At 63.5% G+C, this 12,642-nt stretch carries 14 protein-coding genes; 8 read left to right on the plus strand and 6 right to left on the minus strand.

Annotation, left to right across the window (positions count from 1 at the left end; genetic code table 11):
- Positions 1–166: 166 nt before the first annotated feature.
- Both ubiB and I603_RS13515 read right to left on the minus strand, forming a co-directional pair.
- The gene (ubiB, locus tag I603_RS13510) at positions 167–1,723 is read right to left on the minus strand and encodes a 2-polyprenylphenol 6-hydroxylase (RefSeq protein WP_068865771.1); all 1,557 of its coding nucleotides are present in this window, start codon (positions 1,721–1,723) and stop codon (positions 167–169) included.
- Positions 1,724–1,727: 4 nt separating this feature from the next.
- A complete protein-coding gene (locus I603_RS13515) occupies positions 1,728–2,483 on the minus strand; it encodes a class I SAM-dependent methyltransferase (RefSeq protein WP_068865772.1) in 756 nt (251 codons plus the stop codon).
- Between the two features lie 57 nt (positions 2,484–2,540).
- On the opposite strand from I603_RS13515, the gene mutM reads away from it, so the two are divergent.
- From mutM to I603_RS13535, 4 genes are all read left to right on the plus strand, one after another.
- Positions 2,541–3,356 (plus strand): bifunctional DNA-formamidopyrimidine glycosylase/DNA-(apurinic or apyrimidinic site) lyase, encoded by an 816-nt coding sequence (gene mutM / locus I603_RS13520; RefSeq protein ID WP_068865773.1) that lies wholly within the window; start codon positions 2,541–2,543, stop codon positions 3,354–3,356.
- Between the two features lie 151 nt (positions 3,357–3,507).
- Positions 3,508–3,768 (plus strand): 30S ribosomal protein S20, encoded by a 261-nt coding sequence (rpsT, locus tag I603_RS13525; protein WP_068865774.1) that lies wholly within the window; start codon positions 3,508–3,510, stop codon positions 3,766–3,768.
- 512 nt (positions 3,769–4,280) lie between these two features.
- Complete coding sequence (gene dnaA / locus I603_RS13530; RefSeq protein WP_068865865.1) at positions 4,281–5,684, plus strand: chromosomal replication initiator protein DnaA; 1,404 nt, start codon at positions 4,281–4,283, stop codon at positions 5,682–5,684.
- Between the two features lie 97 nt (positions 5,685–5,781).
- Positions 5,782–6,588, plus strand: a complete 807-nt coding sequence (locus I603_RS13535; protein WP_068865775.1) for a HesA/MoeB/ThiF family protein — start codon at positions 5,782–5,784, stop codon at positions 6,586–6,588.
- Here I603_RS13535 and I603_RS13540 read toward each other — a convergent pair.
- Both I603_RS13540 and I603_RS13545 read right to left on the minus strand, forming a co-directional pair.
- On the minus strand, positions 6,565–7,056 hold the full coding sequence (locus tag I603_RS13540; protein ID WP_068865776.1) for a hypothetical protein: 492 nt from the start codon (positions 7,054–7,056) through the stop codon (positions 6,565–6,567). The two genes, I603_RS13535 and I603_RS13540, sit on opposite strands and share 24 nt — an antisense overlap.
- Complete coding sequence (locus tag I603_RS13545) at positions 7,040–7,750, minus strand: NAD-dependent deacylase (RefSeq protein ID WP_068865866.1); 711 nt, start codon at positions 7,748–7,750, stop codon at positions 7,040–7,042. Before I603_RS13545 ends, I603_RS13540 begins: the two co-directional genes overlap by 17 nt.
- 13 nt (positions 7,751–7,763) lie before the next feature.
- Here I603_RS13545 and dapB point away from each other — a divergent pair, with 13 nt between their 5' ends.
- The 4 genes from dapB to I603_RS13565 all read left to right on the plus strand — a co-directional run bounded on the left by dapB (position 7,764) and on the right by I603_RS13565 (position 10,227).
- Complete coding sequence (gene dapB, locus I603_RS13550) at positions 7,764–8,519, plus strand: 4-hydroxy-tetrahydrodipicolinate reductase (RefSeq protein WP_232305403.1); 756 nt, start codon at positions 7,764–7,766, stop codon at positions 8,517–8,519.
- A gap of 10 nt (positions 8,520–8,529) precedes the next feature.
- Entirely contained in the window at positions 8,530–9,192 is a 663-nt protein-coding gene (gene nth, locus I603_RS13555) for an endonuclease III (protein WP_068865777.1), read from the plus strand.
- A 48-nt stretch (positions 9,193–9,240) separates the two neighbouring features.
- Complete coding sequence (locus tag I603_RS13560; RefSeq protein ID WP_068865778.1) at positions 9,241–9,651, plus strand: hypothetical protein; 411 nt, start codon at positions 9,241–9,243, stop codon at positions 9,649–9,651.
- Positions 9,652–9,756: 105 nt separating this feature from the next.
- On the plus strand, positions 9,757–10,227 hold the full coding sequence (locus tag I603_RS13565; RefSeq protein WP_068865779.1) for a hypothetical protein: 471 nt from the start codon (positions 9,757–9,759) through the stop codon (positions 10,225–10,227).
- A 4-nt stretch (positions 10,228–10,231) separates the two neighbouring features.
- On the opposite strand, the gene I603_RS13570 is transcribed toward I603_RS13565, so the two are convergent.
- The gene (locus tag I603_RS13570; RefSeq protein WP_068865780.1) at positions 10,232–11,488 is read right to left on the minus strand and encodes a dicarboxylate/amino acid:cation symporter; all 1,257 of its coding nucleotides are present in this window, start codon (positions 11,486–11,488) and stop codon (positions 10,232–10,234) included.
- A complete protein-coding gene (gene dapE / locus I603_RS13575; RefSeq protein WP_068865868.1) occupies positions 11,485–12,639 on the minus strand; it encodes a succinyl-diaminopimelate desuccinylase in 1,155 nt (384 codons plus the stop codon). The genes I603_RS13570 and dapE overlap by 4 nt, the downstream gene beginning before the upstream one ends.
- Between the last annotated feature and the right edge of the window lie 3 nt (positions 12,640–12,642).

Below are 12,642 nucleotides of genomic sequence, written 5' to 3' on the forward strand. Positions count from 1 at the left end.
CATGCCATCGGTCCGAACTACTCCCTTGCCGCAGCTTCCGATTGCCGCCGGCAGAATCCTTTAGACGCGCGGCACCTCTGCGCCAAGCAGCGCGCTTATGGTCTTCGCGCGCAGGTTTGGCGCAGTGTGGTTAAGATTGCGCTTATAGCCCAGGATCACGAACAGTTCACCCAATCCAGCCCATGGCAAGCGCGCCCCATGCCGCACCGGCTCCGACACTGCCCGCCAACAGGTAGCCCAGCCAGCCACGGCCTTCACGCCGGTCGGTAATGAGCGGGATCTCCGGTAACGGCGGTGGTTCGGGCGCGCCGCCCTTGGGCGGGAACATTTCCTCGACCCGGCGGATAAGGCCCGGCAGGCGCAGGAGCGTTTCGGCATCCTGCTTCAACCTGTCCGCAAGCGCCGCCTCCGGCCCGAGTTCGTCCCTGATCCACTCGCGCACATAGGGCGCGGCGGTGTCCCACATGTTGATGTCGGGATTGAGCTGGGTCGCGATTCCCTCGACCATTACCATCGTCTTTTGCAGCAACAGCAAGTGAGGCTGGGTCTGCATGTCGAAATCGCGGGTGATCGCGAACAGCCCGTCGAGCATCTGGCCGACGCTCAGCTCCTTCACCGGCTTGCCGCGCATCGGTTCACCTACGGCACGCAGCGCGGTCGCGAATTCGCCGACGGAGTGGTAGGAGGGTACATATTGCGCCTCGAAGTGAATCTCGGCGACGCGCTGGTAATTTCCTGTCGTCAGGCCGTAGAGAATCTCCGCCAGCCACTGCCGCGCGCGGCGGTCGATGCGCCCCATGATCCCGAAATCGATCGCGACGATGGTGCCGTCGTCCTCCACGAACAGGTTGCCCTGGTGCATGTCGGCATGGAAGAATCCGGCGCTGATCGCCTGGGTAAGGAAGCTGATCACCAGCTTTTCCGAGATCGCCGCCAGATCATGCCCGCGTGCGCGCAATTCATCGACGCGGCTGATCTTGATCCCGTCGATCCACTCGATGGTCATCACCCGGCCATTGGTGCGGTCCCAGTCGATAGTCGGAATGCGATAGCCGGGCACGCCTGCCATCTGCTCGGCAAGTTCGCTGGCCGAAGCCGCCTCGCGCCTGAGATCAAGTTCCGAATTGGTCCAGCGCTTGAAATTGGCGATGGTAAGACGCGGCCGCAGACGCGACGCCTCGCCCCCCATCGCCTCGACATGGGCAGCGGCCCATTCATAGGTCTGGATGTCGCGCGCGAATTTTTCGCGGATGCCGGGACGCAGCACCTTGATCGCAACCTTGCGACCATCGGTAGTCACACCCCGGTGCACCTGAGCTATGGAAGCTGCACCGACCGGCTCGGGGTCGATTTCGCTGAACAGGTTTTCGAGCGGCTGGCCGAAGCTCGATTCGATCACGGCCCGGATCTGGGCGAAGGGAACGGGCGGCAGCGAATCCTGCAGGCTCAGCAGGTTGTTCGCCGCTTCCTCGCCAACGAGATCGGGACGGGTCGCCAGCGACTGACCCAGCTTGATTGCAGCAGGACCGATGGCGCGGAAGGCCCCGGCATAGTCGCGCGGTCCGCTCTTGCCGGTCAGCGTCGCGAGGCGCGCGAGGCGCACGAGTTGGCGCAGGGCTGCAGGCGCGTTGGGATCATTCTCGATCCCCACGAGCGCGCGCCTGCGGGCAAGCGTAACTCCCCAGCGGGCAAGGCGGATCAGATGCGTTGCGGATGAAGGCACTGACCTAGATCTTCCACCCTGAGTGGATCGCGACAAGACCGCCCATGATCGGTTCGACCTTGGTGTTGGCAAAGCCGGCCTTGCGGATCATCTGCTCGAAGGCGGGCATCGGCGGGAACTTGCGGATCGACTCGGCAAGATAGCGATAGGAATCCGCATCCCCGGCAATCGCCTGCCCCATGCGCGGCAGCAGGTGCTCGGAATAGAGGTCATAGGCCTCCTTCAGCCCCGACCATTCGACGGTCGAGAATTCGAGGCAGAAGAACCGCCCCCCCGGTCGTAGCACCCGCAGCGCCTCGGCCAGCGCGAGGTCGATGTGGGTCACATTGCGGATGCCGAAAGCGATGGTGTAGGCATCGAAGGTATTCGAGGCGAAGCTCACGCTTTCCGCGTTCTGGCAGGTGAAAACGAGGCTGCCGTCCTCTTCGGAAAAGCCGCGTTCGAGTGCGCGCTCTGCCCCCACATCGAGCATGTCCTGATTGATGTCGGCGACGGTGATATGCGCTCCCTTCGCCGCCATGCGGAAGGCGATATCGCCGGTGCCGCCCGCCATATCGAGGATCTGCTCGCCCGGTTGCGGCTTCACGCGCTTGACGAAGCGGTCCTTCCACAGCCGGTGCATGCCTCCCGACATGGCATCATTCATGATGTCGTACTTGCGCGCGACACTGGAAAAGACCTCGCCAACCTTGCGGGTCTTTTCCTGGGGGGTGACCTGCTGGTAGCCGAAGGAGACGGTTTCGTCGGTGGTTTCGCTCATGTGGGGTTCCCTAGAGGGAATTGCTGCGAAGGCAAAGAGTGATACAGGCGCAAGACCATGCCCGAATTACCCGAAGTCGAAACCACTGTCCGCGGTCTTGCCCGCTTCCTCGAAGGCGAGCGGATTGCCCGCATCAGCCTGAACCGGCCTGATCTGCGCCGTCCCTTCCCGAACGATCTGGTGCAGGTAATGACGGGGGCAACCGTCACGGCCTTGTCGCGGCGGGCCAAATATGGGCTGGTGCATCTGGATCGCGGCAGGACGATGATCTTCCACCTGGGAATGAGCGGGCGCTGGCGGATCGATCCCGATGTGCCCGACACCCATGATCACCTGCTTATGGAGACCGCCACCCACCGCTTCGCGCTCTGCGATCCGCGCCGATTCGGCTCGGTTGATCTGGTCGAGACGGATGCGCTCGAACAATGGCCGCAATTTGCCGCGCTTGGTCCCGAGCCTCTGGGACCCGGCCTGACACCTGCGCATCTCAAGGCCGCACTCAGGGGCAAGACCCAGTCGATCAAACTGTGCCTGCTCGATCAGCGGATCGTGGCGGGTCTCGGGAATATCTATGTCTGCGAGGCTTTGTGGCGCGCCGGCATCCGACCGACCAAACAGGCAGGCAAGGTCACGGGGCCCCAGCTTCAGCGCCTCGTCCCCGCCATTGTCGATGTGCTCGAAGCATCGATCCGCGACGGTGGCTCGACCCTGCGCGACTATGCCCGCCCGGATGGGGAACTGGGGTATTTCGCCAGTTCCTTCGACGTCTACGGGCGCGAAGGCGAGGCGTGCCGCAGGGACGACGGCGGAATAATCCGCCGCATCGCCCAAGGCGGGCGCAGTACCTGGTTCTGCCCCATTTGCCAGAAATAGGGGAGAATCGTTGACCTCCGGCGGGTTCGCGACTATGCGCGCTGCTTTCCGGCGGGAGACCCAAGGGTCCGCTCGCCCTTTTCGAGCAACCCGATACAGTTTTCCCGGCTGCCCCAGCGGCCTGAACCAAACACGAGACAGACGAGACACCATGGCCAATACGCCGCAAGCCAAGAAGCGCATCCGCCGCAACGAGCGCCGCGCCGAAATCAACCATTCGCGCATCAGCCGCATCCGCAGCTTCATCAAGAAGGTCGAATCGGCCTGCGAAGCGGGCGACAAGGAAGCTGCCGCTGCCGCACTCAAGGCGGCTCAGCCGGAAATGGCCCGCGGCGTTGCCCGTGGTGTGCTGCACAAGAATACCGTGGCCCGCAAGCTGTCGCGCCTCACGCGCCGAGTCGCTACGCTCTGATTCGTTTTAGTTCGATCCGTAGTACCGACTAACGGGGATCTACGGGTTGTCAGACAGCAGAAAACGGCAAGAGGCCGCGCTCATCCAGCGCGGCCTTTTTCGTTTGTGACAATTGCAGACGGAACAATCGCGCAAAATGTCAGGATTCTCCGCGATTCGCACAGTCTTCCAATAGGTTTCCTTGCAAAAACAACAGGATCAACGCAAGTCTGCGGGCTTGCGCGGAGTCAACAGGAATATTTCACTTTTTTTAAATCTCGGCGCTTGCGCAAAGCGGCGATGCGTTCTTAATTCGGCTCTCGGCTCGGGGCGGGACAGCCCGGGTTTCTACAAACCGGTCGACAGGGGGGACACCGCGGGACACGCGTCTCGTGGGTGGGACGGTCTTTGCCTGTTGCAACAAAAAGCGCGCTTGCGGTCCACGGCTCCGCAGGCTCGATGAGATTGGGGAAGAGCTTGTGCACAGGATCGATAAGGCGCGCAGTACGCGCCGCGCTGCGGATGATGATTTGATGGAAGATGCCGAAGCCGTAAATCTGGCTGCTGACTGGTCTGATATCAGCCAGGGGCTGCGCAAGGATCTGGGCCATCAGTTGCACAGCCAGTGGATCAAACCGATCCAGCTCGGCAGCCTGAACCGCGATTCGGGCACGCTCGATCTTTACCTGCCGACCGAATTCTCGGCCAACTGGGTGCGGGACCGGTTCCATGACCGCCTGCAGCTTGCATGGAAGATTGCCCGTAGCGAGGTGCGCAAGGTCAACATCATGGTGCATCCGGGTCGCCGCCAGCTGCCCGATCTGCGTCTGGATGACGGCCGTCGCCCAGCCAATGATGGCGCCAGCGCGATCGCAGTTGCGGCCGGGACAATGTCGGACTCGACCTTCACCTCCTCGGTTGGGCTCGATCCCTCGCTGACCTTTGCGGCCTTCGTGACCGGCGAGGCCAATATTCTCGCTTGCAACGCAGCCCAGCGTATGGCTGCCCTTGAACAGCCGCAGTTCTCGCCTCTGTATCTCAAGGCCGCCACCGGCCAGGGCAAGACCCACCTGCTCCACGCGATCGGCCACGGCTATCTGCAGGCCCACCCGCGCGCACGAATCTTCTACTGTTCGGCCGAACGCTTCATGGTCGAATTCGTCCAGGCTTTGAAAGCCAGCCAGACGATCGAGTTCAAGGCCCGGCTGCGTAGCTTCGACCTTTTGCTGGTGGACGACATCCAGTTCATCATCGGCAAGGCAAGTGCGCAGGAAGAGCTGCTCTACACGATCGACGCGCTGCTGGCCGAAGGCAAGCGGCTGGTCTTCGCCGCCGACCGCGCCCCGCAGGCGCTGGACGGGGTGGAACCGCGCCTGCTCTCGCGCCTGTCGATGGGTCTGGTGGCCGACATCCAGCCTGCCGATATCGAACTTCGCAAGAAGATCCTCGTCTCGAAACTGACGCGCTTCGCGCCGCTCAGCGTGCCCGAGGATGTGGTCGATTTCCTTGCCCGCACCATCACGCGGAACGTGCGCGAGCTGGTGGGCGGTCTCAACAAGCTGATCGCCTATGCCCAGCTCACGGGTCAGGAAGTCTCGCTCCAGTTGGCCGAGGAACAGCTGACCGACATCCTGTCGGCCAACCGCCGCCGGATCACGATCGACGAGATCCAGCGCACCGTATGCCAGTTCTACCGCATCGACCGCGCCGAAATGAGCTCCAAGCGCCGCGCGCGGGCAGTAGTGCGGCCGCGACAGGTGGCAATGTATCTCTCCAAGGTGCTCACTCCGCGCAGCTATCCCGAAATCGGGCGCAAGTTCGGCGGCCGCGACCACTCGACGGTGATCCACGCGGTGCGCCTGATCGAGGATCTGCGCCAGCGCGATGCCGACATGGACGGCGACGTGCGCAGTCTGCTCCGACAGCTGGAAAGCTGAATTCGCACATAATCTCCGCAGGGCTTTCACAAGCCTGTCGACAGACCTTTCCACAGGCCTGTCGACAGGTGCTGCACAGGCTGTAAACAGCCCTTCCATGCCTTCTGCACCGCTTTCTCCCGCCCGTCTGGAGCGTTTCGCCCGCCATATCGTGCTGCCCGAAGTGGGCGGTGCGGGGCAGGTGACGCTGGCATCCAGCCGGGTCGCGGTAATTGGGCTGGGCGGCATCGGATCGCCGGCCCTGCAATATCTCGCGGCGAGCGGCATAGGGCGACTGGCGCTGGTCGATAACGACGTGGTCGACGCAAGCAACCTCCAGCGCCAAACCATCTTCACCCAGCGCGATGTGGGGCACGGCAAGGCCGTCTCCGCGCGGCGCTGGCTCGCCAATTTCGACGATGCGCTTCAGGTCGACGTATCGGATGCGCGGATTACCCCGCAGAATGCTGCCGGCCTGATTGCAGGCTGCGACCTGGTGCTCGACGGGACGGATAATTTCGCGACCCGCCTTGCCGTGTCGGACGCCTGCGTGACGGCGGGCGTCCCGCTGCTCTCGGCCGCCGTCGGCCGCTTCCAGGGTCAGGTGGCGGCCTTTGCCGGGCACTTGCCGGATGAGGCCTGCTACCGCTGCTTTGTCGGCGATGCCTTCGATGCCGAGGACTGCGACACCTGCGCCGACGACGGCATGCTCGGCGCGATGGCCGGCTGGGCGGGCACCTTCGCTGCGCTTCAGGCGGTCAAGGTGCTGTTGGCGGGCACGGCCGCGCTGGGCGATCCGGGCTGGGGCAAGCTCCACATCCTCGACGGCCTCGCGCCGGGGATGCGCACGATCCGGATCGCCAGGGACCCGACCTGCAGGGGATGCGGGGCGCGCCCTGGTTCAGATGATGTATCGTCCGGGTGATTGCCAGTCAGGTATGCCAAGGCAAACCCAAGCACCACTTTCATCTGACCTGAAATGGACGGTCCATTCCGTATTCCAAAGTGTCGAGGAATAGCGGAACACGACCTGCCGCTGATCGAGATCGATCTCGACCTCAAACAGTTCCTCGTTCTCGTCATATTGGCACGGGATGGCGCGCGCGGCATCATCCATTCGGATCAATTCATCGAACACAGTTCCGACGAGCGACATGTCGTTCTCGTCAGGCTCGCCTGCTTCACGCAAGATTGAGAGCGTGAAGTAGAACGGATCCTTAGCTTCATCGAACAAGGCGAATTCGAATGTCCGCTTGGCGGCTTGTCGCCCGGGCGGCCCCTCACCCTGCTCATAGATTCGCGGCGCGCGGCACAATGCCTTCTCGAGCGTTTCGCGGAAGAAGGATGGCGGACGAGCCGCGAGCCGGTAATAGTGCTTACGGTCCTTGAGCATCCAGCACCTCCTCGACCCACTCCGGCACCAGCCGGCTCGCCGGGCCGAGACGCGTCTCGTGGAACAGGCGCGAGCCTTCGCTCGGTTCGAGATTGAGTTCGAGGGTGCGCGCGCCAAGCCTGCGCGCCTCCTGCACGAAGCCCGCTGCCGGATAGACCGCACCGCTGGTGCCGATGCTAACGAACAGGTCGCAGGTCTCGAGCGCCTGATAGATCCGCCCCATCTGATACGGCATCTCGCCGAACCACACGACATCGGGGCGCAAGGTGGGCGCGCGGCAGACCGGGCACGGCGGGCGGTCGATCATTGTCGCCTCCCACCGGCTGCGCGTCTCGCAGGAGGTGCAAAGCGCGCTCTTCAGCTCGCCATGCATGTGCAGCACGCTGGCCGAGCCGCCGCGTTCGTGGAGATCGTCAACATTCTGGGTGACCAGCAGCAATTCGCCCGAAAACTCCCGCTCCAGCCGCGCCAGCGCCATGTGAGCCGCGTTCGGCGCGGCATGGGCCAGCGCCGCGCGGCGCATGTCGTAGAAGTTCAGCACCAGATTGGGATTGCGGGCAAAGCCTTCAGGCGTGGCGACATCCTCGACCCGGTGCTGTTCCCAAAGCCCTCCCGCGCTGCGGAAGGTGTCGATCCCGCTCTCGGCGGAAATCCCCGCGCCGGTGAGGATGACGATGCGTTCAATCTCTGCCATGAGGCCTTCAAGCATGATCGGCAGAGGCGAGGCAATGGCACAGCTGCAATTCGGAGTGATCGGGCACAAGGGTCGCATGGGCCACGCATTGGAGGCGGCGATTGCCGATGCCGGCCACATTATGCATGTCGGTGTCGATGCTGGCGGCAGCATCGGACCCTTCGCAGCACATTGCGATGTGCTGGTCGATTTCTCCGCCCCTGATGCGCTGTCTGCCAATCTCGGCGCTGCGCGGGTGTCGGGCAAGCCGATCCTGGTCGGGACCACCGGTCTGGAAGAAGAGCATTTCGTCATGCTGGCAGAGGCGGCGCGGGCGGTTCCTGTTCTGCAATCGGGCAATTTCTCGCTGGGCGTCACGCTGCTCGCGCATCTGGTACGCGAGGCGGCGGCACGGCTCGGGCCGGAGTGGGATATCGAGGTGCTGGAGATGCACCACCGCATGAAGGTCGATGCGCCCTCGGGTACCGCCAAGCTGCTTGGCGAAGCGGCGGCAGCTGCGCGCGGGATCGATCTTGCCGCCAATATGGAGAGCGGACGCCACGGCCAGACCGGAGCGCGGCGCGAGGGCAATATCGGCTTTGCCACCCTGCGCGGCGGCACAGTGGCCGGCGAGCATTCGGTGATCTTCGCCGGGCCAGAGGAGCGACTGACCCTCTCGCACTCGGCGGAAAACCGCATGATCTTTGCGCGCGGTGCGGTGAAGGCAGCGGCGTGGCTGGTCGGCAAACCGGCAGGCCGCTACACCATGAACGACGTGCTGGGGCTGTGACGCGCAGCCAATGACAAAAGACCAGATCTTCGAATTCTTCCGCCGTCTCGCCGAAGACAATCCCGCGCCGCAGACCGAGCTGGAATATGGCAATGCCTACCAGCTGGTGGTGGCCGTGGCGCTCTCCGCACAGGCGACCGATGTCGGCGTGAACAAGGCCACCCGTGCGTTGTTCGCCAAGGTCAGGACACCGCAGCAGATGCTCGATCTGGGCGAAGAGGGGCTGAAGGAGCACATCAAGACGATCGGGTTGTTCAATTCCAAGGCCAAGAACGTGATTCTCCTCTCGCAGCTGCTGGTCGACGAATATGGCGGCGAGGTGCCGGACAGCCGCGAGGAACTGGTCAAGCTCCCCGGCGTCGGGCGCAAGACTGCAAATGTCGTGCTCAATTGCTGGTTCGGACAGGAAACCTTTGCGGTCGACACCCACATTTTCCGCGTCGGCAACCGCACGGGACTTGCCAAGGGCAAGACGCCCGATCACGTCGAGGCCAAGCTGGAAAAGCGCGTGCCCCAACCTTTCCGCCTCCACGCGCATCACTGGCTGATCCTCCACGGGCGCTATGTCTGCAAGGCAAGGCAGCCCGAATGCTGGCACTGCAAGGTCGCTGACCTGTGCAGCTACCGCAAAAAGGTGCTAGAAGACCCGCGCAGGGGCAAACAAGGCGGGTGACGCTGGCTCGAAGGGCATGGCGTCCCTGAAGGGAAGGATGCCAGAACCATGCAGAAGACACATCCGCTGATCGCCGTCACCATGGTGGCCGCAGCCTGCGCGCCTGTGGAGCGTGATCCCGATGCCGACCCTGCCGCCGGCGCGCCCGAAGTCCGGGTGGTGGGAGAGGCGCAAAGCTGCATCAACCGGCCACAGATCCGCCAGACGATGGTGCGCAGCGACCGCGTGATCGACTTCGAGATGCGCGGCGGCAAGGTCTATCGCAACATCCTGCCCAGCAAGTGTCCGGGCATCTCGATCGAGCGGGCCTTCACCTACAACACGACCATCGACCAGCTTTGCACGCCCGAGATCATCTATGTGCTGACCAATATCGGCGGGGTGCCGCAACGTGGTGCAGGCTGCGGGCTGGGTAAGTTCATACCAGTCGAATATGTGAAGGACGACAAGGCCGATTGAGGCGCTCTCAAACTTGCATTGTTCATCAGGAATTCAGTAACTTGCCCCTAATTTCAGCAGGCTGCAAACATCATTAGCGGCAGATCGGCAGTTGAGGAGGCATGCATGGAACGCGGGCTATGGATCGGGGTGACAGGAGCAACCTTGGCGCTCGGAATCAGCCTCTCCGCCGCAAACGCGGGTCAAGGCGGCTGGCAGGCCTCGCCGACCCCGCTTACGACGCTGCTGATGCAGCATGACGAGCCGGTCGACTTCGTGGTCACCGGCGCGCCGCGGAAATGCCTGCGGACCAGTAACGCCAGCTTTCTCGTGGTAAACGAGCGCAAGGTCTTGTTTGAGCGTCAGGGCCAGATATTCGTCAACGATCTCGCCAAGCGCTGCCCCGGCTTGCGCCGCGAGCGCGAGGACGGCGTTCCCGGCATAGGCGCAGTCAATGCGACTATCTGTTCGGGCGAAACGATGCGGCTCAATCAAGATCGCGGGTCAGGGCTTGCCTTGTGTCGACTGGGAGACTTCGTGCCCGTCGCACCCTCGGCAAAAGACAGTGCGCGCGTGCCGCCGGCCGGCACGAAATAGAAGCCTACACGTCGTCCGCGCTGATCAGTTCTGCCCGGTCGAGTTCGCCGGTCAGGCTTGCCACAGTCACCGCCACCGCCGCATCGCCGGTGATGTTGGTGGTGGTGCGCATCATGTCCATGATCCGGTCGATGCCCGCCACCAGTGCGATGGTTTCCAGCGGCACGCCGACCGCGCCGAACACCAGCACCATCATGATCAGCCCCGATCCCGGAATGCCCGCCGCACCGATCGCGCCCAGCGTGCCGAGGATCGAGATCGTGAAATAATCGCCCCAGTTCAGATCGACCCCGAAGGCCTGCGCCCCGAACAGCGTGGCAAGGCCAAGATACATCGCCGTACCGTTCATGTTGATCGTCGCCCCCAGCGCGATCACGAAGCTCGCCACCGAATTCGACACGCCAAGGTTGCGCTCGGCACAGCGCAGCGTCACCGGCAAGGTCGCATTGGAGCTGGCGGTGGAATAGCTGACCGCCATCGCATCAACGATGCCGCGGAAGAAGTCGATCACCGGCACCCGCGCGAAGAGTTTGATCATCCCTGCGTAGATGAGGCCAATGATCAGGAAACAACCAAGGTAGTTGAGGAACACCAGCTGGCCCAGGGCCTTGAGCGCATCCATGCCAAGGGTTCCGGCCACCCAGGCCATCAGCGCGAACACACCGAACGGGGTGAGCTCCATCACCACCATGGTGACCTTCTGCATCACCACGCTGCCGCTATCGAAGATCCTGAGGACCGGCTCGCCCTCTTCCTTGGCCATGAGAATGCCGATGCCGATCAGCAGCGAGAACACGATCAGCGGCAGCACGTTGACATCGGCCATCACCTGCACCGGGCTCGAGGGCACGACCTCCAGGAGCATCTGCTCAAAACTCTGTGCGGTTTCGCGGCGTTCCTGCGCACGTTCTAGCGCGGTCTGGTCAAGCGCCATGCTTGCCCCGTCGATCCCGGCGCCCGGTTGCGTCAGCGTGCCGATGCCGAGGCCCATCCACACCGCCATCTGCCCCGTCACCACGAACAGAAGCATCGCCCGCCAACCGACGCTGCCGAGCTTGCGCAAGTCGCCGATGCTGGCAACGCCCGCGACGAGGCTGAAGAAGATCAGCGGCACCACCAGCATCTTGATGAAGGCGATGAAGATGTCGCCGATGATCTTGATGCTCGCCGCGCCCGGCCCCCACAGGTAGCCCACGATAATGCCGAGTACGAGTGCGGCAATCACGCGTTGCCACAGCGGGATACGGAACCAGACGTTCAAGCTGCTTGTCCTTCCTCGAGCGCCAGCGCGGCGCGCGCGATGCGAGCATAGATGCGGGCGAGAATGGCGAGATCGGGGATTGCCACAGCCTCGTCGCGCTTGTGCATGGTTGCGTTGCACAGGCCGAATTCGATCACCGGACAAACGCTGCGCAGAAACCGCGCATCCGAGGTACCGCCGCTGGTGGAGAGTTCGGGCGCGATGCCGGTCTCGGATTCGACCGCATCGCTTACCAGCATTGAAAAGGCTCCCGGCTCGGTCAGGAAGGGTTCGCCCGATATGATCGGCCGCGCCTTGCCGCCATGTTTCTCGGCAATCGCCATCACCCGTTCGGACAGGCTTTTGCCGGTGTGAAGATCGTTGAAGCGGATCGAGATGCGCGCCTGCCCCAGCGCCGGGATAACGTTATGCGCGCGGTTGCCGACATTGATATCGGTGATCTCCAGATTGGAGGGCTGGAACCAGTCGGTGCCGGTATCGAGCGTCAGCGCATCAAGTTCCGCAAGGATCGCCACCAGTCGCGGCAGCGGGTTGTCAGCCAGGTGCGGATAGGCGACGTGGCCCTGTGTGCCTTCGGCGTCGATGAAGATATTCACCGAGCCGCGCCGCCCTATCTTCACCATGTCGCCCAGCCGGTGAACCGAAGTCGGCTCACCGACGAGGCATAGATCGGGCTGGTGGCCTTCGGCCGCCATGTAGTCGATCAAGGCGCGGGTGCCGTGGAGCGCCGGGCCTTCCTCGTCGCCGGTGATGATGAAGCTGATCGTGCCGGCATTGGCAGGCACTTCGGCGACAGCGGCAACCATCGCCGCGATCGCGCCCTTCATGTCGACCGCGCCGCGCCCGTGAAGCAGTTCGCCGCGCACCTGCGGCTCGAAGGGATCGGACGCCCATCCCTCGCCCGGCGGGACGACATCAAGGTGGCCTGCAAAGGCGAAATGGCGCGATCCCGGCGGGCCTTGGCGAATGGCGAACAGGTTTTCGACCGGTGCCTCTTCGCTGCCATCCGGCCCCTCGCCGCGAGTGAAACGATGGACCGCAAAGCCGAGCGGGGCCAGCATCGCTGCGAGTTCATCGAACACCGCGCCGGTGGCGGGCGTGACACTGGGCGCGGAAATCAGGCGCTTGGCAAGGTCGAGCGGGTCGAGCATCAT

The organism is Erythrobacter dokdonensis DSW-74 (genome assembly GCF_001677335.1).
GTDB classification, from domain to species: Bacteria; Pseudomonadota; Alphaproteobacteria; order Sphingomonadales; family Sphingomonadaceae; genus Erythrobacter; species Erythrobacter dokdonensis.

Excerpts from the sequence above, each read along its gene's own strand:
- I603_RS13515 (WP_068865772.1), bottom strand. The coding sequence starts at position 2,483 with ATGAGCGAAACCACCGACGAAACCGTCTCCTTCGGCTACCAGCAGGTC.
- mutM (WP_068865773.1), top strand. The coding sequence starts at position 2,541 with ATGCCCGAATTACCCGAAGTCGAAACCACTGTCCGCGGTCTTGCCCGC.
- rpsT (WP_068865774.1), top strand. The coding sequence starts at position 3,508 with ATGGCCAATACGCCGCAAGCCAAGAAGCGCATCCGCCGCAACGAGCGC.
- dnaA (WP_068865865.1), top strand. The coding sequence starts at position 4,281 with ATGGAAGATGCCGAAGCCGTAAATCTGGCTGCTGACTGGTCTGATATC.
- I603_RS13535 (WP_068865775.1), top strand. The coding sequence starts at position 5,782 with ATGCCTTCTGCACCGCTTTCTCCCGCCCGTCTGGAGCGTTTCGCCCGC.
- I603_RS13540 (WP_068865776.1), bottom strand. The coding sequence starts at position 7,056 with ATGCTCAAGGACCGTAAGCACTATTACCGGCTCGCGGCTCGTCCGCCA.
- I603_RS13545 (WP_068865866.1), bottom strand. The coding sequence starts at position 7,750 with ATGGCAGAGATTGAACGCATCGTCATCCTCACCGGCGCGGGGATTTCC.
- dapB (WP_232305403.1), top strand. The coding sequence starts at position 7,764 with ATGATCGGCAGAGGCGAGGCAATGGCACAGCTGCAATTCGGAGTGATC.
- nth (WP_068865777.1), top strand. The coding sequence starts at position 8,530 with ATGACAAAAGACCAGATCTTCGAATTCTTCCGCCGTCTCGCCGAAGAC.
- I603_RS13560 (WP_068865778.1), top strand. The coding sequence starts at position 9,241 with ATGCAGAAGACACATCCGCTGATCGCCGTCACCATGGTGGCCGCAGCC.
- I603_RS13565 (WP_068865779.1), top strand. The coding sequence starts at position 9,757 with ATGGAACGCGGGCTATGGATCGGGGTGACAGGAGCAACCTTGGCGCTC.
- dapE (WP_068865868.1), bottom strand. The coding sequence starts at position 12,639 with ATGCTCGACCCGCTCGACCTTGCCAAGCGCCTGATTTCCGCGCCCAGT.